16 protein-coding genes are annotated in these 20,218 nt (G+C 44.5%); 2 read left to right on the forward strand and 14 right to left on the reverse strand.

Features of this window, described 5'->3' with window-relative positions; genetic code table 11:
- From JHD45_RS16340 to JHD45_RS16350, 3 genes are all read right to left on the reverse strand, one after another.
- A partial coding sequence (locus JHD45_RS16340) for a hypothetical protein (protein WP_199477589.1) occupies positions 1-309 on the reverse strand: 309 nt, incomplete at its 3' end.
- Between the two features lie 399 nt (positions 310-708).
- Positions 709-3,153: a YbcC family protein gene (locus JHD45_RS16345; RefSeq protein ID WP_233407883.1), complete on the reverse strand. Its 2,445-nt coding sequence runs from the start codon at positions 3,151-3,153 to the stop codon at positions 709-711.
- 12 nt (positions 3,154-3,165) lie between these two features.
- Positions 3,166-4,773, reverse strand: a complete 1,608-nt coding sequence (locus JHD45_RS16350) for an NADH-quinone oxidoreductase subunit L (RefSeq protein WP_199477590.1) — start codon at positions 4,771-4,773, stop codon at positions 3,166-3,168.
- Between the two features lie 152 nt (positions 4,774-4,925).
- Between JHD45_RS16350 and JHD45_RS16355 the strand changes: the two genes are divergently transcribed.
- Positions 4,926-5,828, forward strand: a complete 903-nt coding sequence (locus tag JHD45_RS16355; protein ID WP_199477591.1) for a LysR family transcriptional regulator — start codon at positions 4,926-4,928, stop codon at positions 5,826-5,828.
- 1,002 nt (positions 5,829-6,830) lie between these two features.
- On the opposite strand, the gene JHD45_RS16360 is transcribed toward JHD45_RS16355, so the two are convergent.
- The 6 genes from JHD45_RS16360 to efeU all read right to left on the reverse strand — a co-directional run bounded on the left by JHD45_RS16360 (position 6,831) and on the right by efeU (position 13,108).
- Entirely contained in the window at positions 6,831-7,223 is a 393-nt protein-coding gene (locus tag JHD45_RS16360) for a hypothetical protein (protein WP_199477592.1), read from the reverse strand.
- The gene (locus JHD45_RS16365) at positions 7,214-8,260 is read right to left on the reverse strand and encodes a hypothetical protein (RefSeq protein ID WP_199477593.1); all 1,047 of its coding nucleotides are present in this window, start codon (positions 8,258-8,260) and stop codon (positions 7,214-7,216) included. Before JHD45_RS16365 ends, JHD45_RS16360 begins: the two co-directional genes overlap by 10 nt.
- Positions 8,261-8,624: 364 nt before the next feature.
- The gene (gene efeB, locus JHD45_RS16370) at positions 8,625-9,998 is read right to left on the reverse strand and encodes an iron uptake transporter deferrochelatase/peroxidase subunit (RefSeq protein ID WP_199477594.1); all 1,374 of its coding nucleotides are present in this window, start codon (positions 9,996-9,998) and stop codon (positions 8,625-8,627) included.
- Between the two features lie 139 nt (positions 9,999-10,137).
- Entirely contained in the window at positions 10,138-11,283 is a 1,146-nt protein-coding gene (gene efeO, locus JHD45_RS16375; RefSeq protein WP_199477595.1) for an iron uptake system protein EfeO, read from the reverse strand.
- A gap of 71 nt (positions 11,284-11,354) precedes the next feature.
- Entirely contained in the window at positions 11,355-12,176 is an 822-nt protein-coding gene (gene efeO / locus JHD45_RS16380) for an iron uptake system protein EfeO (protein WP_199477596.1), read from the reverse strand.
- A 74-nt stretch (positions 12,177-12,250) separates the two neighbouring features.
- A complete protein-coding gene (gene efeU, locus JHD45_RS16385) occupies positions 12,251-13,108 on the reverse strand; it encodes an iron uptake transporter permease EfeU (RefSeq protein WP_199477597.1) in 858 nt (285 codons plus the stop codon).
- Between the two features lie 389 nt (positions 13,109-13,497).
- Between efeU and JHD45_RS16390 the strand changes: the two genes are divergently transcribed.
- Entirely contained in the window at positions 13,498-14,157 is a 660-nt protein-coding gene (locus tag JHD45_RS16390; protein WP_199477598.1) for a class I SAM-dependent methyltransferase, read from the forward strand.
- 107 nt (positions 14,158-14,264) lie between these two features.
- Here the strand turns inward: JHD45_RS16390 and JHD45_RS16395 are convergent, their stop codons facing one another.
- From JHD45_RS16395 to JHD45_RS16415, 5 genes are all read right to left on the reverse strand, one after another.
- The gene (locus tag JHD45_RS16395; protein WP_199477599.1) at positions 14,265-16,226 is read right to left on the reverse strand and encodes an LTA synthase family protein; all 1,962 of its coding nucleotides are present in this window, start codon (positions 16,224-16,226) and stop codon (positions 14,265-14,267) included.
- A 185-nt stretch (positions 16,227-16,411) separates the two neighbouring features.
- The gene (locus tag JHD45_RS16400) at positions 16,412-17,824 is read right to left on the reverse strand and encodes a PepSY-associated TM helix domain-containing protein (protein WP_199477600.1); all 1,413 of its coding nucleotides are present in this window, start codon (positions 17,822-17,824) and stop codon (positions 16,412-16,414) included.
- Between the two features lie 251 nt (positions 17,825-18,075).
- The gene (locus tag JHD45_RS16405) at positions 18,076-18,630 is read right to left on the reverse strand and encodes a DUF2946 domain-containing protein (protein WP_199477601.1); all 555 of its coding nucleotides are present in this window, start codon (positions 18,628-18,630) and stop codon (positions 18,076-18,078) included.
- Positions 18,631-18,666: 36 nt separating this feature from the next.
- Positions 18,667-19,035, reverse strand: a complete 369-nt coding sequence (locus JHD45_RS16410) for a DUF2750 domain-containing protein (RefSeq protein ID WP_199477602.1) — start codon at positions 19,033-19,035, stop codon at positions 18,667-18,669.
- Positions 19,036-19,192: 157 nt separating this feature from the next.
- Entirely contained in the window at positions 19,193-20,212 is a 1,020-nt protein-coding gene (locus tag JHD45_RS16415) for an adenosine deaminase (protein WP_199477603.1), read from the reverse strand.
- Positions 20,213-20,218: the final 6 nt, after the last annotated feature.

Below are 20,218 nucleotides of genomic sequence, written 5' to 3' on the forward strand. Positions count from 1 at the left end.
ATATTTAGACCACCAGTGCATAGCATTAACGCCCATATTAGCCGTGTTGTTGGCCAAACCATTGGCAATATTAGAGGCATTGAGGAGAGAACCGGAAGGGTAGGTAAGCACTTTAATGCTACCATGGCTCATTTCTTTGATGTTTTTTGCAATGGTCTCTGCTTGATTCGCTGTAGCTGTATGCGGTGGCATATACCATGCAAATCGCACGGTTAAATCGGATGCGGATGCCTGTGTAGAGGCTAGGCCAAGAAAAGCAGTAGTTGCAAGGGCGGTGGTTAAAGATAGGCTTAGGTATCTTTTTTTCATGGAGCACTCCAGATCTTATAGTTGTATTTGTTGTGTGTTACATTTTTTTTATATAAAAGCATCCTTGTTTCTGTTACAAAATGCTACATTGTTTTGTTGATTTTTATGTTCAGTATTTTGCTTTTTTGTTGCATAAAAAAAGGAAGTGATGAAGTTTTATTGTCAGCTTGCTTGTTTGTTATAAAAAATGTCACATAGCGGTGCATTGTAGGAGCTGATAAGTTTCAAATAGAGAATTTGAGTAAGGGTTAGTTTGGGCTTGAGTGCCCAAACTAACTGGGAGAAAGTGTTTTACTTAATCATGCTATCTCAACGTATTTGTTCATTGTTGTAAACTGATTATAGAGATCTCTACACGAGGTTGCAGTGCAAAGATCTTGTAACCTTTTAACAATAAGTTTACCTATCTGTTGATGTGTTTAACCATTCCTTTTTATAAAAGCGTTCAATGTTGTTACCGTTATCCCACTGGAATAAATAAAGCCAATCGTTGTCGATCAGTTGTCTGACGATATCGTGCTTAGCGGTAATTTGTTCAATGGCATGCTTAGGGGCGTTGATGTAGACAGCGAGTCGAACAGGGGTATGCATCCAGTTAGTGCCATCGCTGATGGATTGCATCGGTAAACCAATTCGCAGATCCCCACCATTGCCTTCAAATACACCGATATTACCGCCTACAGCGTTGTGCAGCACTTTGTTACCACTACCGAACTTATAGTTGTCTGTGACGGAAAGGTTGTATTGCATATTGATCCAGTGGGCTACCAGCATAGGGGCCGTTAGCAAACGTTCTAGAATGCTGAAATCTGGGTCATGGTTCGCATCGTAATCGTGTAAGAAGCTTCTCCCTTTGAGGTCCATATGGCGGGTTTTATGGCGCGGTGCAATGATAAAGGAGTGGTTGTTTGCCAACCCCCATTCTGGACTGACTTGTGACCAATCATTTGCCCGTTGGATAAAAGCATGAAAGCGCTCTAGGTTGGATAAGTCGACAAGTGACGCATCGAGCTTTTTGGCACGCTCTTTTTGTGCGAGATAAGTGGCTTGTTCTAACCAGTCTGAAATTTTTCTATCGACGGATTCAAAACAAGTCAATTGGTCTGTGGTGGTGTTATGTAGTGCAGCGATAAATTGTGTGGTGTCGGGAATATTGGCACCCATTTGCTTCAAAAGCGTCCGTACTTTTGTGTCGTTTAATAACGTGACTAAAACTTTGACGTTCACTTCGCCACTTTGTCCGCCACAGGCTCCACATTCTAGTCCAGCAGCATGGAGGTTGTTGCTGGTGTGGCTACCATGGCCGACTAGCATGACGATAGGGGCATAGTGTTTCAGCCCCATGGTATCCAATATGCCTTTGGCTAGGTTCGCCTTGTCTTGGTCCGTTAATGTCATGCCCTGTTGAGTGAGTTGCCATTGGGTGTTAGGAGCGAGACGGTTAACCGGATGAACTTGGCGTTTTGGAAAGAGGGTCTGTTTAAACATTTTAAAGGCATACCACCATCCCATAGATTCAACCATGGAGAAGGCAGCAGGTGCTGCGTGTCCCCAACGATGCCAACGGGCTTCATTTTGTTGGTGATGGACGTGCTTGGTATTCGACTTGGTTTCGCTCACGGTAATCGCAGGGCTAAGCAAGCCTGGTAACTGTGGTCTGGTGAACTGCGTATCTTTTGCTTGGTATTCAATGGGCAATCCAAAAAAGCCTGCAAACCCCAATGTTTGAATGTGATTGGATTGTTTTTCTAAGGCACGACGATACACTTCGGAGCGAACATCGATGCAAAAAATTGCCCGCAGTTGTGGACTGTCGAATGCCTCCTGTGATGGTGCTGGTTCTTGTAATGTGAGGTGAAAATCGGCTTGTTCGCTGTATTCCAACGCTAATGCCCAAATCTTAGGTATTACTAGAGCATCGCGATGGGCATTGTACAAAGATTCAATGTTCTTTTTTTGCAATGTCCATTTCTTGGTTATTCTACTCAATGAGGCTGGTTTGGCGTGATTTAAGTAACGCCAAATAACAAGTTCCCACGCCATTTTGATGGCAAGCAACGCCATAACATGCTGTTCTTGTTGATCACCTTCTGTATTGCTGGGCCAGTTTAAATAAGCAAGATAGCTACTCCAACCGTTAATATCGAGCAGTAAGGCATACGCGTAGACGGCTAAGGCTTCGTCATTTATGCCAAGCTCTCGTATGGCCAATGCAAATAGTTCGTTTTGGTCTTTAGGCAATTCGTGGAAAAAACGACTGAGATTAGCTTCTCCCATGATAATGCTTAGGCCTCGGTCTTCGGTGGTGATTTCTAACCAATGAGGATATAACCCAATCTCATGGTGGCTGTCTTTCTGTCTTAAGGTCGGACTTTGTTTTTGATAATGGGCCGCACAGAACTGACTCACTTGATGGGTGATTTCATCATGCCAGGACATTTTGGTCGCGGGGCGCTGTTGGTCCGCTAGGTCAGCAATGGACTGCCATGACGTCGGTTGAAAGCGCGGTTTGCTTAAATGGTTTAGCAGTTCTGTAGAGCATAACGTAAGGCCATACTGTTTGGCGGCTTTTTCCAACTTATCGAGCTGAATTCGACCTTCTTCATACCAGGCTATGTAAGTCTCCAGAGGCAGATGAACCCTAATATTTGCTAGGGCCGATAGCTCAGTGGCGACCTGATCATAGGGTTGGTTTACCATTGACCACAGAGGGTTAACCGCAATTAGTTTGTCTAGTGGCCAACTGGGGGCGATGTTACTTGCCGCATGCGTCAAGATCGCCTGCTGGCATGAACTGAGTATTGGCTCAGATGGTGACAGATCTTGTGTGTGAGTCATAACCATAATGCAATTTTCCTATGGTTTAGCGGGTGAATTAATGGTAACTGGAGAAATATGTTGTTCCTTTGCTCTGGCAGGTAAGGTGACAGGCCAGATTTTAAGGGCAACACGAGTGAGCCATTCGTCTAGATACAGGCCAGCGAACAAGGCAATAGATAGCCTGCGCACTGCCGGCCAGTGTACTTGGTAATACAGTAGTGCATTCAGTACAAAGAGGCTGGTAAAGAGCAGCATTGCCCAGACGTCGGCCAAAGAAAAGGCGTTAATGTGACCAATGTTTGAAATAGGAATCGTCAGGTCGATGAGTTTCTTCAATGTGGCGTAAACCACACACAGTGAGAGGCCCACTATCATGGTGTAGACACTTGAGGGAGCATGTTCGGATGTTCGCCACTGGATAATCAAGACGGTCAGTGCCAGAGAAAATAACCACCAAGTACTAAAGGCGCCTTCAAAATCAAATAAGGCTTTTACGACGACGACACAGGCGGTGGTGATGGCGATGGTCGAAAACCACTCTTGTCCGCTTGGTACTTCTTTTTTGGGCATACCTTTAACAAAAGGCTTAGACAGCAGTAGACGAAGGTGATCGTTAACCGCATTACCGGAATTTAAGAATGAATAGGCTTTATAGAAAGAGTGAGCCAATAAGTGCAATAACACCAGCTCATACATCCCTAAAGCGAATTCGAGCAACATTAGTCCCATTTGTGCGCTGGTGGACCAAGCAAGACGAACTTTGACACTGATACGAGTGGTCATGACCAAGGCACTGGCTAAGGTCGAAAACCCTGCTACTAACAGTAGTAACCAAAGAGCCGTGGTACTTTGCGCGACCAGTGGCGTAAATAACAGCACCATGTAACCCCCTAGGTTAATGACGCCGGCGTGAAGCAAAGCACTGACTGGAGTTGGTGATTCGACCACTTGTATGAGCCAACCATGAAAAGGAAGCTGAGCGCATTTGATTAAGGCGGCAAAAGCAATGAGTATCGCCGCGATTTGATCTGGTGTCGTGAGGTGGTATCCCGCGTAGGAATCGATGGTTAAGCTGCTCAAAATATTACTGATATAGAGGCTACCATGTTGTAGGCCAAGCAATACAAAGGCCACCAACAAGGACAACTCTGCAATACGTGCTAAGATGAATTTTTTATGGGCCGCTAGGATGGCACGAGGCCGATCTGGATAGAAGGTCAGCAAATTATGTAGAGACAAGCTAATGCCCAGCCACCCCAGCCAGAAAATGATTAAGTGGTTACTTGTCACTGTGATAGCAACAGATGCCAAAGTAAACATCATCCAGCGGTAGTATCGATTGCTATTGGACTGACCAGCCATGTAGTTACGGGAGAAGGTTATCAGTACCCAGCCCATAATGGTCACTAATCCTAACATGACCTGACTTAATGAGGTGTGACGGATTAAGTCAGAAGATTGCCACGCATCGGCGAAGAAATAGCTAACAGGAAAGGTCATAAAAAAAACGACCAATAGACCGCGGCTCAACAAAGTGGCTTTGGTTGGCACACCAGTAGTCGTAGCGCGTCCAACATACCAGCCGCCAAGAAGGTAGGCGAATGGGATGCAGATAGGCAAAAAACTCAAAGCAATGAGAGACATGTATTACCTCTAAACAAGAACTTACATCGGATGTAGGTATTATGAATTCTTTATTTTGTTAATAAAAATACATATATTAAAACCAATCGTTCTGTTTTTTGTATGTGTTTAAATAGAATGAGTCTGAATTATCTGAACGGGCGGACTGACCTATGGCGCGATTAAATTACCATCATTTGTATTATTTTTGGCAGGTTGCGAAAAGCCCAAGCTTAACGGAGGCGGCTGACGTTCTGCATATTTCCCAGTCGGCTCTGTCGGCACAAATTAAGCAGTTAGAGCATAGCTTGAATGTGACTTTATTTGTGCGCCAGGGTCGAAAATTGATTTTGACGGATGTGGGGCGACGCGTGTTGGCTTATGCGCAAGACATTTTTAATACCGGTGAGGAGCTTGAAAACTTTTTACAAAAGGGCAGGGCCACACAAGTGCAGCACATTACTTTGGGCATACAGAGTAATCTATCAAGAAACTTTATCGAGAGCTTTATTGAGCCGTTACTGGAAAGTGAGCATGTGAGTTTTTCTTTGTCTTCTCGTGGGATGACAGATTTACTTAATGGTTTGGTGAACCATGAGTTGGATTTAGCCTTAACCAATCGAGCGATTTTAAGCGAAAGCCAAGAGACCACTTGGCAAAACCAGTTGGTTGCCCGTCAAGCGGTGGCCATTATCGGGCCTTATGGTGACAAGCCGAACACGGCCTTTCCAGAGGGCTATCGGGATAAAAAATGGGTTGTGCCGGGAAAAAATACCGATATTCGTTCCTCGTTTGAATCTTTTTGTGCTGCCCATCAATATCAGCCAGAGATAAAGGCGGAAGTGGACGATATGGCCATGTTGCGATTGTTAGCCCGTGACAGTGGCTATTTATCCGTTTTACCACCAGTAGTCGTCAAAGACGAGATTCAAGCTAAGTTGCTGCAGGATTATGAAAGCATTCCACAGGCGTTTGAGAACTTCTACGCGATCACGGTGCCACGAAAATTTGCCGCCCAGTCTGTCATTGATTTGATTCAAACCGCGATTAACCAGTATGCCAACGAGGAGTCATAAGTATTTACACTTATGATTATATTCTATAAAGACGGTGCTTAGGTGTCTGTAATATGGGAGGTCAATAAAAAAATCATAATACCAAAAAATATGAACATAATTAACATAGTACTTATTGTTAAGAGTATTAGTCCTATACGATACCATACCATGTTGGCTTAACCTCATGGCAGTTGAGTATTTTTAGTTTTTGTCTAGAGAAGGTAACACTAAAACCCAGCCAAATATAACAGTTCTAAATAAAGAGACAGGGAATCGGTTCATAAAAATGAGTTCATCTTGACTAAAGTGATGCTCTTTAACATAGGTATCTAATAGTTTTTTAGGTGTAAAAAATGTCAATAGGGACCAAAAGGTAGGAGTCTAAATGAAACTCCCCATAATAATGAACATCATCGCTAAAAATAGAAATCCCCCCGTTTCTTTTGTTATCGACATACTTTATCAACTCCAGATATAGAAGCGAGATCCACTTTATTACAAAATGTGTCATATTCATGCCCTCTTTTCAGGGCATTAACCGACAGCACTTCCTATTTCGTGATATGGGAGGTCAGTAAAAAAAACATGATGCCAAAAAATATGAACATAATTAACATAGTACTTATTGTTAAGAGTATTAGTCCTATACGATACCATGTTGGCATAACCTCATAGCAGTTGCGTATATTTCTTTTTTTATCTAAAAAAGGTAGAAATAGTATCCAACCAAAAATAGATGTTCTAAATAGTGACCAAGGAAATCTGCTCATAAAAATAAGCTCTCCCTGACTAAAATGAGGCTCTTTAAAGTAGGTATTTAGAAGCTTTTTAGGGGTAAAAAAAGTTAGAAGAATCCAAAGAGGAGGTTGCCATAATAACCCTCCCATAGCGGTGAACATCATCACTAAAAATAGCTGGTCAAACAATCCTTGACTTATTTGCATATCTGATCGACCCCTGGCATAGAAGCAAACATGTCATACGCGCTCCCTTTTCTAAGGCATTACCCGACAATATTCCCTATTTCGCGATATGGGAGGTCAGTAAAAAAAGCATAATACCAAAAACGACAGCGGCAATAAGAATAGCACTTATCCCTAAAATATTTAAGGATAAACGATACCAAGTGGGCATGACTTCATAGCAGTTGCGTATATTTCTTTTTCTATCTAGACAAGGAAACAGTATAACCCAGCAAAACATCCCTGTTCTTAATAAAGACAGGGGGAAGCGACTCATAAAAATAAGTTCTCCCTGAGTAAAATGGGGCTCTTTAAAGTAGGTATCTAATAATTTTTTGGGTGTCAAAAATGTCAATAGAGACCAGATGGTAGGTAGCCATAAAAAGCCGCCCATAGCGGTAAACATCATAACTAAACCTAGGAACTCGCCTGTTTCTTTTGTTATTGGCATATTTGATCGACCCTTGTCATAGATGCAAAGTCTATTTTATTAAGATATTTGTCATATACATACTCTGCTCCTTCTCCTGCTCCATAGCTAGCCAAAGCCGAGCCAGCACCAATTGCCAGCGCCACACCCCAACCTACGGGGGTTGATATTAAAAACGCAGATACTGCTAGACCTAAAACAGTTCCAGCTACATTCCCCGCCACTGTTTCCACAAGAATCTCATTCTTTTTTTGTCGACTTTGGGTGTGAGCTATATCGTAGCAGGCCATTCCAAGGCTTGCGCCTGTCAGTACTACGCCGCCCACACTCGCTAGTTTAGAAAATTTGTTTAGTCGGCTTAGATTTTTGGCAATTTTTTCAGTTGCAGGCACTGCTCCAGAGCGGGCAATTTGTATAGCTTGCTGCGCTGTTTGCCCTTTTAGTAATAGTTTTTCTAGAGGGCCAAGACGTTGTGAAAAGAGAGACAATGCTTTTCTTCTGCCATAGTCATACTGGCCTTTAGAAATAAGGCCCATTTGATACTGTTTATACAGAGTTTCTACGGTTTTAATTAAGGTGGTATTTTGCTCATGGGTTAGCACACCTAAGGTGGTTAATCCTGCCCCCAAACCTCCTGATAACCAGTTATAGTTATCATCCAGCCAAGCCATTGCCCAAAATGCTTCTCGTTCTTTTGGATTGGTTGGCATGTAGAGTTTATATTGATCTAAATTCTCTCTTTTTAGTGGACTCATCATCAGGTGCGTCTCAGACTGGCTGGACTGATTATCCGAGGCTAAACACATGCCCACTGAATCGGGGGTCATAGGCATCAAGCGAAGCAGTTGTCCAGGTAGCAGAGCGTCTGGGTTGGTAATGTGTTTGTTGTAATACAATACAAGCGCTTTAGCGGCGATGTATCGGTCACTACCATAGTTGGCATGATAGAAATTCGCAATGATCTGGCCTAGAGTATCGCCGCTCTTAATGGTATAGATGACAGGTTTATACAATGGGCTAACGGGAGGAACGGCTGTTGTTAAATCTAATGTTGTCATAAAAAGTCCTTTTTACTGCTCAATTAAAGAGGCTGTCGCAAAACTACTGCGCTTGGATAATTCAGCGTTAAAAATCGCCTCAAAATGCTCATTTATAGTTATAAACTCCGCTTTATTCGGCGTTTTTTGTCTTGCCTTATCTTCGATCGTTACCTTTTGCGACACCCTCTTAAATGTCTTATGTCTACTTATGGATATAGCGATAAGAGAATACGAGACTCAGGTAATTTTTTGTGGCTAAAAAATACTAGCGTTTTTTACTTAGGTAAACAAGAATGGCTGCCTTGAGTACCAGGTAAAGAATAAGGGTCTCTAGGATTGCCTTATTCTTTACCTGGTTTTTACGTTTTCGTGTTTTGTGTGTTTAGCTTTCTAGCAGACCTTGGGCAAAATAATCTCCTGGTTTTTTCACGCCTGGTAAGGCAAAGAAATAACCTCCCCCAAATGGCTTGATGTATTCTTCTAATGGCTCGCCGTTTAAGCGTTCCTGCACTGTGATAAAGCCCGCCTTTAAGTCTGCTTGATAGGCTAGGAAGAGCAGTCCCATTTCCAGTTGGCCAGCATTGGTCACACCATCTGAGTAGTTATAAGCGCGGCGTAAAAGCTGGTGTTGGTTAAAGCCTGGCGTTCTGGGGTTCGCTAAGCGCATATGGGCATCCAGCGGAATGATTTTGCCTTTTGGATCTTTGGAGTAATCAGGTATGTCGTGTTCGTGTTTCATGCCTAAAGGCGCCCCCGTACCTCGCTCCCGACCAAAAATGGCTTCTTGTTCTTGTAGCGGTGTTCTGTCCCACTGTTCGACGAAAAAGCGAATGGTTCGTACGGCCAAATAACTGCCGCCAGTAGCCCATTTGGGTTCTTGGTTTTCTGGGGTGACGAGAATGACTTCGTCGGCCACTTTTGGATCTTTTGTATTGGGGTTGACCGTTCCGTCTTTGAAGCCAAGTAGATTGATTGGGGTTTCTTTGCCTGCGGTTGCCGCCACGTGGTTGGAGATAAAACCGTCGCGACGCCAGCGCACGCTCAGTGTGGCTGGCGTGTGTTTAATGATGTCGCGCATCGCGTGAATCACGGTTTCGGGAGAATTCGCGCAGAACTGGATTAATAAGTCTCCATGGCAGTTTTCAGCTTGTAAGGCATCGTTTGGAAAACGCGTCATGTTGACGAGATGCTTGGGTTTTTTATTTGCTAAGCCAAAGCGCTCGTCAAACAAACTGGCGCCGAGTGCAACAGTGAGGGTTAGATTATCTGGGTTGATATAAGTGCCTACAATACCAGAGTCTAACGGGGGAAACTTATCCCCTGTACTAGGTGGCTTGCCGCCTTGGGTTAGAAACGCTGCCCGTTCGGTGAGGGTTTTGAAGAGGCCTTTTAAATCGTCGTTGTTATAAGCGATCACGTCAAAAGCAACGACGCAAGCCGACGCTGGAGGAGGGTTTAAAATTCCGCTTTGGTATGCGCCGTAAAAAGGCTGTTTCATTTGACGGCTGGTATAAAATTCAGCGTCGAACGAGCCTTCGTCCGCTTTCATGTTTTCCTCCATCATACCCGCTGATCCGGCCAGTGCCTGAGTAGAGACGGCGCTACCGAGAGCGACAGCCCCGCCAAAGGCACCAAGACCTTTAAGTAAATTACGGCGCTCTTGGATGATTGAGTCATGATTTTGTACGGTTTTTTCTGTTTGATTAGTTTTTTTTGTCTGTCTGGATTGTAATAGAGAATGAAACGGGCAATTCATGTTATTCCCCTCAAATATGGTCACTTGCTACGCTTTCGCTCTGCTCCAGCGGATCGCGTAACGGTTTGTTGATGAACTGGCCGAATATCTTCGCCCAGTGTTTTTTTGTGTGCTTGTCTCATGAGTTATGCACGCTTGCTTAGTTCAGACCAAGGTTGCCGCGCAGTTTTGCTAAGTCTTCCGCCAGTTCGGTAATCGGCCCTTTTAAACGCTTTCTGTCCTGCTCTGATAGCTGGTTATAAGGCTCGAAGCCAGTGTCGGTTTTGTAACGTGCCAAAATCTCATTGACCTGTTTGAAGTTGTTTTCAATGCGGTTTTGTAATGGGGGATTAATCTTGTCCATCATCGGCTTGAATAAGAAGACGATTTTTTGAGCCCCCTCCACATTAGCGTTGAAATCGTCCAGATCGGTGTGGGCGTAACGATCTTCTTCGCCACTGAGTTTACTAGACGCCACTTCTTCAATGAGGCCAGCTGCACCACCGACGACGGTAGAAGGAGGGAAGGGCAGATTACGAATGCGGCCCTGTAACTCCAGCACATCTTTATCAAGCTGATCGGCTAACGCTTTACTATCAGACAAGTTGTTGGCTTTCCAGAGGTCGTATTCAAGACGATGGAAACCTGTGAAGTGTGGATCTTTTGCTCCCATGGCAAAGGCATCTTCACGGGCATCAATACGGTTGTCTAGATCAGAAAATAATTCGGCAATGGGTTCAATCCGCTCATAATGCACACGCGCTTGGCTGTAAAGTGCCTTGGCTTTGTCCATCTCGTTGGCACGAATGGCATCAGTAAAGGCTTGGGTCGCCTTAGTCAATTGACGGGTTTCATTCATTACATAGAATTTGTACTCGGCAATAGGCCCAATAAAATCGTTACTGGTGATTTTATAAGGTTTGTTCTGACCGTCGCTTTGCACGGTAAGTTTTCCGTGAGGATTGGTTAATAAGCCACAGGTCATCTCATAGGTGCCAGGTTCTAGGGTAACGGTCATTTTTTGCTGAAAGCCTGGGATGATGTTTTCCCGTTCGGCAACGACCATAACACCATCAAGAATTTCCCATTCCAGTGCTCGCATACTTTGGTTGCGAATAATAAATTGTACTTTGCCCGCAGGAACGGTAAGTTCCATAGGCTGACACTTTTTATCGTTGACCTCGACATGGTATTGCGGGACATCGCTGGCGAATGCACTACAAGATGCCAGAAAACTCCCTGTCGTCACTGCCAACAGAGCAGGTTTTCGCCAGACATTTTTGAATAAACTAGATGAGGCCGACATGTTTCTCTCCATAAGCAACACCCGGTTTGAAACCAATCAAACCGTGGTGTTTGATGTGATCGTATGATGGATTAATTAAGGTTGAGTTCGCCACGAAGCAGAGACAAGTCTTCTGCCAATACCGTAATTGGACCTTTTAATGCTAGACGATCTTTATCGGTCAATTTATCGTAGGATTCAAAGCCTGTTGGAGTACGGTATTTCGCTAAAATACTATCAACGCGCTTGAAGTTGTTGTCGATTTTTCTGACTAAGGTTGGATTCTTCTCAATGAGAAGTGGTTTTAGTAAGGAAACGATTTTTTGCGCCCCATCGACATTTGCTTGAAAGTCGTCAAGGTCGGTACGGGCGTAACGGTCTTCTTCACCACTAATTTTACTGGAGGCCACTTCTTCAATTAAGCCAGCGGCACCGCCCACTACTGCGCTAGGGGGGAAAGCCAAGTTGGTGAGTCGTTTATGCAGTTCAAGTGTATCTTGATAAAGTTTCTCTGCATAAGGCTTCATACCTTTGGTGGTGTTGTCTGCCCACAGTGCTTTTTCGATACGATGGAAGCCTGTGAAATTGGGGTCTTCTGCGCCTTTGGCATAATCATCTTCTCGGGCATCCATACTGCCATCAAGGTCGGAGAACAATTCGGCAACCGGTTCAATTCGCTCATAATGCACGCGAGCAGGAGAGTAGAGTTGTTTGGCTTTTTGCACGTCCCCTGCGATAACCGCATCTGTAAAGGCTTTTGTATCTTTCACCAAACCATCGACTTGTTCAATAACATAGAACTTGTAGTCGGTAATGGGAGCAACCAAATCAGAAGCCTGTGTTTTGGCTTGAGCCATGGTTGAACAAGCGGCGATAGACACCGCAAGAGCAAGCGTTGAGAGAGTAGTTTTCATTAGTGACTCCGTATCGTTGTTGTTTAAGAGTAGAGCGTTTGTAATAGATTGTTTTACTTGTTATTCCGGTTGATCTAAGACGTCCCACTATTCGCCGTACGACTGGTGGGGTTAGAAGTGAGATCATCCTTCTTGAAGAACCAATACAGCGCGGGAAGAAGATAAATAAAGTAGATGGCGACTTCGCTGACCGTGGGGGTTTCTTGGTAACCCAATAAACCTTCTAATAAGGTGCCAAACACACTATGTGTCGACAGAAGGTCACTGGCATTAAAGGCGATGCCTTGGAAGTAGTTCCAAACACCCGCTTCGTGCAGCGATCGAATGGCGCCTGCAGCAAGGCCCGCTGCCACAAATAAAATAAATAAGCTGGTCCAACGGAAGAAGGCGCCCAGTGGTAATTTGAGACCACCTAAATAAATGGCAAAGCCCAATAAGACGGCCAAAGCTAAGCCTGTCACCGCCCCTAGTGGTGCAGAAGTACCAGCGCCTTGTTGGAAGGCAGAGAGAAGAAAGAAGACGGATTCTAATCCTTCACGGGCGACTGCTAGAAACACCATGCCAACCAAGGCCCAACCTTGACGAGAACCTTGGTGTTTGCCCAGTGCCTTATCGATGGAACTGTGTAGATCTGTTTTGACTGAGGCCGCTGCTTTACGCATCCAAAACACCATGTAGGTCAACATACCCACTGCGATGGCGGCAACGATGGCTTCGAATAATTCCTGCTGTTTTTGAGGAAACTCGCCAGTGGTTTCATTAATGCCATAACCAATAGCCAAGCAGAGTAGTGCGGCACTGAAAACACCACCCCAAACGGCTGGCATCCAATGTCCGCGTTGAGTGCGTTTAAGGTAACCTGCGATAAGGCTGACGATTAACGCCGCTTCAAGTCCTTCTCGGAGCATGATTAGAAAGGGAACAAAAAACATAGGTGACACCTTGCCTGTGAGTGATAAAAGCTAAAAAATATCGAAATGTAATGTGTTTTATAAATACTAATGATAATGAATATCAATATTGTTTTATTATATGTATGTTCAGTTCAGGTGTTAGTATCCTGACAACTTATTCGCATTTTTTCCTTATTGTTGGCGTTTAGATTGTTTATTTATGTGGGAGGTTTGTTTCTTAACGAATGGTTAGGTATGTCTTAGCAGAGGGTTAGAGAGGCTTTAACTATCGTATGTCTAGTGTAGGTAGAACAGGCTTTATGCACATAACGCAACATTTAATTTGTGTTATTGAGTAGGTAAATGGCAGCGATACGGTTAGTATGACGCCCTTAGCTCAATGGTATTGAGCGTTAATTAGGCTAACTATGTCAACTTTTCGTGTGCGTTATCAAACATTAGAGTTTGATCTTTCCGATATTCACGTACGTACTCTTCGCGATAATCAACAATTTTCCGATGATGAGAATGAAGCTCTAAATCTAGGTATTTCCTCTGCTACTTGGCCGCTATTCGGCATTATTTGGCCTTCAGGTGAGGTGTTAGCGCATCTGATGTATACCCATAACATCGATGGGTTACGTATTTTAGAAGTGGGCTGCGGTATTGGTTTGGCCAGCTTGGTATTGAATCATCGTCATGCCAATATTACCGCGACGGATTATCATCCAGAAGCAGGGCGTTTTTTGAGTGCAAATGTATTGCTTAATGGGGATCGCCCCATTCCATTTGTACGAACTGGTTGGCAAGATGGCGAGACTTCATTAGGTCAGTATGATTGCATTATTGGTAGTGATTTGTTGTATGAGCGCTCCCATGTGGACATGCTAGCGGATTTTATTGACTGTCATGCGGCGCCAGATTGTGAAGTGATTTTGGTTGATCCTGGTCGAGGCCATCATGCTGTGTTTAGTAAGAAAATGGTGTCATTAGGGTATCAACATAGTCAAAGTAAACCGTTAGAAACGAGTTATTTGCTGAAACCTTTTAAGGGGCAGATCCTTAGCTATCATCGTTCTAAAATTTGATGGCAGGGTTTGTGATCGTCGTTATCCGGCAAAAAGGCTTTACATTAAGAGCCTGAATTCGCTAACCGGTCGAATGTGAAGCCGAGCATCGCTCGGCTTCTGTTTGTTTATTCCTCGCTTTCTCTTGGTATGTTGTATTTTTTGTCTTCATAGAGCCAAGTGCCGAGTAATGGATGGGCAATGGCTTCGCTGATGAGCTCTGGGCTGACATCTTTAGAGGCTTCTAAACGATGGTTTCGATAAATAAAGGTCTTTGGCGGCAATTTGGGCTGTAATATGACCACTTGATTACCACGCATAAAGGCTTGGTTTTGATTGAATTGCATAATGGCTCGGCCCACATAGCTGGCATCTCGTTTGGTTAGGTCTTGTCCTATCATCGGGTGCGACGAGTTGATACCGATTAAAGACAGCAGGGTTGGTGCTAGATCAATTTGGCTAATAAGACGATGATCTTCCTGCGGCTGAACATCTGCGCCTAAGATTAATCCAGGAATATGGAAGTTGGTAATGGGAACCAATTCTGGTCGGCTAGAGCGGGCATCGTGATCGGCGACAATAAGAAACACCGTATTTTTCCAATAGTTAGACTTTTTCGCCATATCAAAAAATTTGCCTACTGCGTAATCCGCGTATTTTACCGCATTCTCACGAGAGTTTTTCGGTGTGTTGTAATCTTCAATTTTGCCATCAGGAAAATCAAAAGGGTCGTGATTGGAGGAACTAAACACAAGACTAAAGAAGGGTCTGTTATGCTGAGCTTTTTCAATAAATGTCTCGTTGGCTTTTTTGAACAGGTCTTCGTCGCTGACGCCCCAAGAGGCAACAAACTCAGGGTTTACAAAGTCCTTTTCTTCAATAATGCTGTCGAAACCATTGCCTAAGAAAAAGGCTTTCATGTTATCAAAATGCGCACCACCTCCGTAGATAAAGCTGGTGTCGTATCCCTTCTGCCCCAGTAATTTCGCAAGAGTGAAAAAGCCCGTTTGAGAGTTGGGTAGTTTAACCGTACTACGTGCTGGTGTTGGGACGAACCCGGTCACGACGGCCTCGATTCCTCGCACAGAGCGTGTGCCTGTTGCGTAAAGTTGGTTAAAAGCCCAGCCCTCTTTGGCTAATTTGTCGTATTCAGGAGATAGCGGTAGGCCTCCTAGGCTGCCAATAAATTGTGCCCCTTGGCTTTCTTGCAAAATAATCACGAGGTTTTTGGGGTGTTTGTATTGATGGGTCGCGGTTTGCTTGTGCAAAGTGGGGAAGTCTTTCGACACAAAGTCCGCTTCTTTTAGTCCCATGGATTTATGTATGTTGGAGAGAATGTCTGCTTTGCTCATTTGCGGATAAAGTTGAAACGAGCTGACCTCATCTTGCATCTGACTGACCGCATAGAGCATGGAGTAAGCTGAATTGAGGGTTAGGCTATTGACCAAAGGATCATTGGTAAAGGCTGTATAGCTTGGATTAATGGCTCGATGTTGCAAGCTAGAGCGCGCGGCTAATACGCCAAGAAGTAAAATGAGAACGGCGAGAACCGGTCGTTCAAACCATTTTGGTTGTGGCTTGTTGGTGATGTGCTGTTTGCGCATTAAATAATAAATGCCCACAAAAGCGGCAATCGTGACCAGTAACGATAAGGCAAGGGTGAGTTTATGCCCCGCCATAAGCATGGAAAACACTTCTTTGGGGTAGATTAAATATTCAACGAACAGTCGGTTTGGGCGTAAATTGTACTCGTTGATGAAGGCGGGTGTTGACGCTTCCATAAAGACACAAAAAACAAAGGCTGCCGAGAGCCAAATGCGGCATACAATATCCCAGACACGATTAATATAAGGAATGCCGGAGACTAGTACAGCAAAGAGTGCGGGTAAGGCGGCTAGATAGGCCAAAGAGGCTAAGTCAATACGCAAACCAAACCCTAGTATGGTGAGCCAGTCTTTAAACGAATCGACGCGCTCATGTTGCCAGATGATCAGAGCGAGCCGGCTTAGGGTTAAGGTGCATAATGTAATGAGTAAAAAAGTAAGAAAGGGTTTGAGCGGAGAGCGGTATCGACTTAACGCATTTGCCATATTAGAAACCAAACTGAAGGGTGAAAACGCTTGAGTATAGTATAAAATATGAAAATATGTTTCATAAATATTTCAAAAAAATAGCGCTAATGTGACAGCCTAATAGGAAGATATGCTGCATAAAGCGGTAAAACAGGCTACCCATAAAAACACCCTATTCTTGCCAGAATAGGGTGTTTGATTCTTTATTGGAGAATTGCGGTCTTACTACGAAGCCGTTTTTGCCAACGAATCGCGTCGATAAGTAAAAACACGACTAAGCTGATGCCCATTACGGGGAGACTGATCGCAACAAAGAGGCTTACTACAAGGCTAATGGCTTTCCAGGTAGGTGATAGTTTGCTCCAAGCATCTAGCAGTGGTTTGGAGGTGGCCCCAGCGGTTGGACGTCGACGCCACCACATGGTGTATCCCCAAACAATCATGACACACAAAGACAAACCAAAAGCGGCTAATATGAGTTGATTGGCTAAACCAAATAATAAGCCCATGTGAGCATCAATTCCCCAACGGATTAATTTGGCAATCAATGGGAAGTGAGCAAATTGCGCATGATCTAATACCGCTAAGGTGCTGCCATCGATGGCGACAGAGTCGACTTGAGTGGGCCATTCCCGATGGATTTCACGAACAAACCAAGCCGTATTGGCTTTTCTTGGTGGTTTGATCTCAACCTTAGTGGAATGGATCCCCGCTGCTCGTGCGGTATTTAATACTTTGTCGAAAAGCTGGTCGGTTTCTGTTGCTGATGGCGCCGCTTGAGCCATGGCCATATTAGTGCTGTTTGAATGACCAAGGTGATTTGCATGCTCACCCATGCCTGTGCTGTGCGCTGTCTTTTTAATATCTAGAGAGACGGAGGGTGTGACCCAACCAATGTATTGGCGGACTGTGCTGATGTTACCACCGGCCCATTTAGACCAAGTCAGACCAGTAATTGAAAAGAACACCAGTCCAAGAAAAATCACTAAACCAAGTTGATAGTGACTTCTACGTTTTCTCAAATAGGGTGTGCGAGTGGCAAGCTCGGCTTGGTTTTTTTTACCTCCCTTATACCAAAGATATACGCCACCTAGCGCGGCAATCCACAACCAAGAAGCGGCCAGTTCACTGTAGTTTCGTCCCAAATCACCGAGTAACAGGGTTCGATGTAGGTAGTCTATAGTGGTACGAAGGGGCAGGACACCGCTGGTACCATAGACCCCTAAACTGCCGCGAACCGCTAAGTTATGAGGGTCAATAAAGACAGCGCGAACACCCGATAGGGTACTAGGATCGAGAAACATGACGCGTGTGGTGTCCCCTGGTAGCGGTGCGGGTCGCACAGCAAATAGGGTGAGATCTTTCGACAAGGATTGGCGAGCAGCGGCTATTTGCTCTGTTAAAGGTTTATTTGGCCCTGTGCTATCAGTCTTGAGTTCGTGTTTATAGACGTAAGCCTCAAGTTGCGGGGTTAATACATAAGCGGTGCCTGTCAGCGCCGCGATGAAAATAAACGGGGCGACAAACATGCCAATATAAAAGTGTAAACGGGTGATCAATAATAACATGGCATTTTTCGAAGCGTCTGGCTTCTTCGTGTTTGGTAAATTGGACATAAATCTCATCTGTCTAACGGGATAAGCCACGTCTAAAAAGAGCGAAACTTATCTAACAATAAAGTAAGCGATAGGTGCCCTTTGCGCGATGACGTGCTTGGCCGATACGATGTAAAAGAGAGGCGCAAAGACTGTTAGAAAAGCCTCTACTTAGCCTTTTCACGATCGTTCAAAGGTCTCAGTTTTCTATTAGGTAACGGCTTAACTTGATGATATGACGTGACAGGTTGTCATGTGCCGTCATCAGGATGTCATGCCAATAGATCGCTGTATGATGATATAAACGTAGCGTGGGAAGTTTTTGGTGGGGCTCTTGGCTGTAATCTTGAATAGCGTGAGGGTAAGAGGTGAGTGCTAATGGTATAAGATATAGCGGGATAGGAAATCGCCACTAAGATTGGCAGGATAAAGGTAAGTACCGCTAAGCAGGCAAGGTGGAAGAGGAGTGTACAAAAGCCACAAGCTGCCCTAAGCCCTAAGGTATCATTATCGTCCATTGACTTAGCGGAATGATCAGGGTCATGGAAGTCCATGAAGCCCGAGTCCGTCATTTTTTCCCCACCACCATGTTCACCCATGTGAACCATTGATGATGCTGGCAGCGTTATTAGCTGTTTTGTCGGTGAATGGGGGAGGTTGTGATGCTGATGCATCGTCGGATTCATATCCATGTGGCTCATTCCATGAGCTTGCATGTTTAATTGTGATATGAGAGGAACGACATAAATGGCAATGACCGCAAACAGGCTAAGCAAGACGGGAAAACGTCTTGCTTGCTTATTTGGTTGAATCATTGACCATGTCATCACATAACCCTTATGGAGAAACGAATATCAAGGCCGTTAGCCTTGAATATCACCAGCATGTTCTTGCGCGCTTGAAACAATACATTCCCCAGCAAGGTTAGGTGCGACGCCTACATCAAAACCATCTTTTTCCATGCCTGGTAACCATTTGTCAGTCCAATCCATACTAGAAATCTCTAAAGGGGTAAAATCGGGATAGTCTTTTTGTCCCCATGAAAGTGCTAATTCTAGTGTTGGCCAAATGGGCAATATTTTATCTTGGCCAAGAGGGAGGATTAAGCAGCCTTGTGCATCGGATAGGGTCCAAATGCTGTTCTTTTTCTTAATGAGTGCGATGACTTCGTCGTAACGTTGGCGACTCGGTAAGCGGAAAAATGTCTCGTTAAGAGAAGAAGTCTCAGTCATAGGATTTGCTCTAATGAAAAAAGAAGGCATTTTACCATAAGAAATCTTAATGGGGCGGCCTAGTGGGGGAATACTTTAGATAAAATCGTACAGCAGGCGATAAAAAAGCAAAACAGAAGGCGATGCCCAGTATGTTTTGCTTTTCCCTAGGTGACTTTTAATACGTGCTAAACAGTTGATCAAGTGTCGCCAGATGCTGTTGCTTTGCATCCGCTGACATCCAGCTACCGACAATGCTGTTTTTCGCCAATTGGTGCAGTTCTGCTTTGCTCAGATCGGACTCTTTTATCAAAGCATGATAGTTGTCCACCATATAACCGCCAAAGTAGGCAGGGTCGTCTGAATTGACGGTAGCGTTGAGGCCGAGCTTTAGCATGTGCTTAATGGGGTGATTTGTTAAATCATCGACCACACACAGTTTTAGGTTAGACAAGGGACAAACGGTGAGGGTTAAGTTGCGCGCTTTGATTTGCTTAACGAGCTGTTCATCCTCAAGTGCTCTGTTGCCATGGTCAATACGATCCACTTGTATAAGGTCAATGGCTTGCCATACGTAGTCTGCAGGGCCTTCTTCACCAGCATGGGCGGTCACTTTCAGTCCCAACTCTTGGCAGGCTTTGAAAACGCGAGCAAATTTTTCTGGGGGATGGCCTATTTCCGAGCTGTCTAATCCTACGCCATCAATCCAATCAAGATAGGGTTTGGCAAGTTCTAGAGTTTCAAATGCACTGTCTTCGCTTAAGTGGCGCAGAAAAGACATAATGAGTTTAGACGTCATTCCCCACTGTTCTTCTGCTTCTTTTAACGCTTTATAAATGCCGCTGATTTGTGGCTCGAAGTCCACCCCACGGGACAGATGCCCTTGAGGGTCAAAAAATATCTCCACATGCACGACATTTTCTTGATGTACTTTGGTCAGGTAGGCCATCGTCAAATCATAAAAGTCCGCTTCTTTTAACAGGACGGACATGCCTTGATAGTACAGGTCCAAGAAGTCCTGAAGATTGGTGAATTGATAGGCGGCTTTCAGGTCTTCAACATTCGAGTATTTTAGCGGGATCTGGTTGCGTTCAGCCAGTGCAAACATCTGTTCGGGTTCAAAGGTTCCCTCAATGTGAAGGTGTAGTTCGGTTTTTGGCATTTTTTCGGCCAGTGTCATCAGTGTTTCCACACTCATGGGATA

The organism is Marinomonas spartinae, assembly GCF_016461715.1.
GTDB classification, from domain to species: Bacteria; Pseudomonadota; Gammaproteobacteria; order Pseudomonadales; family Marinomonadaceae; genus Marinomonas; species Marinomonas spartinae_A.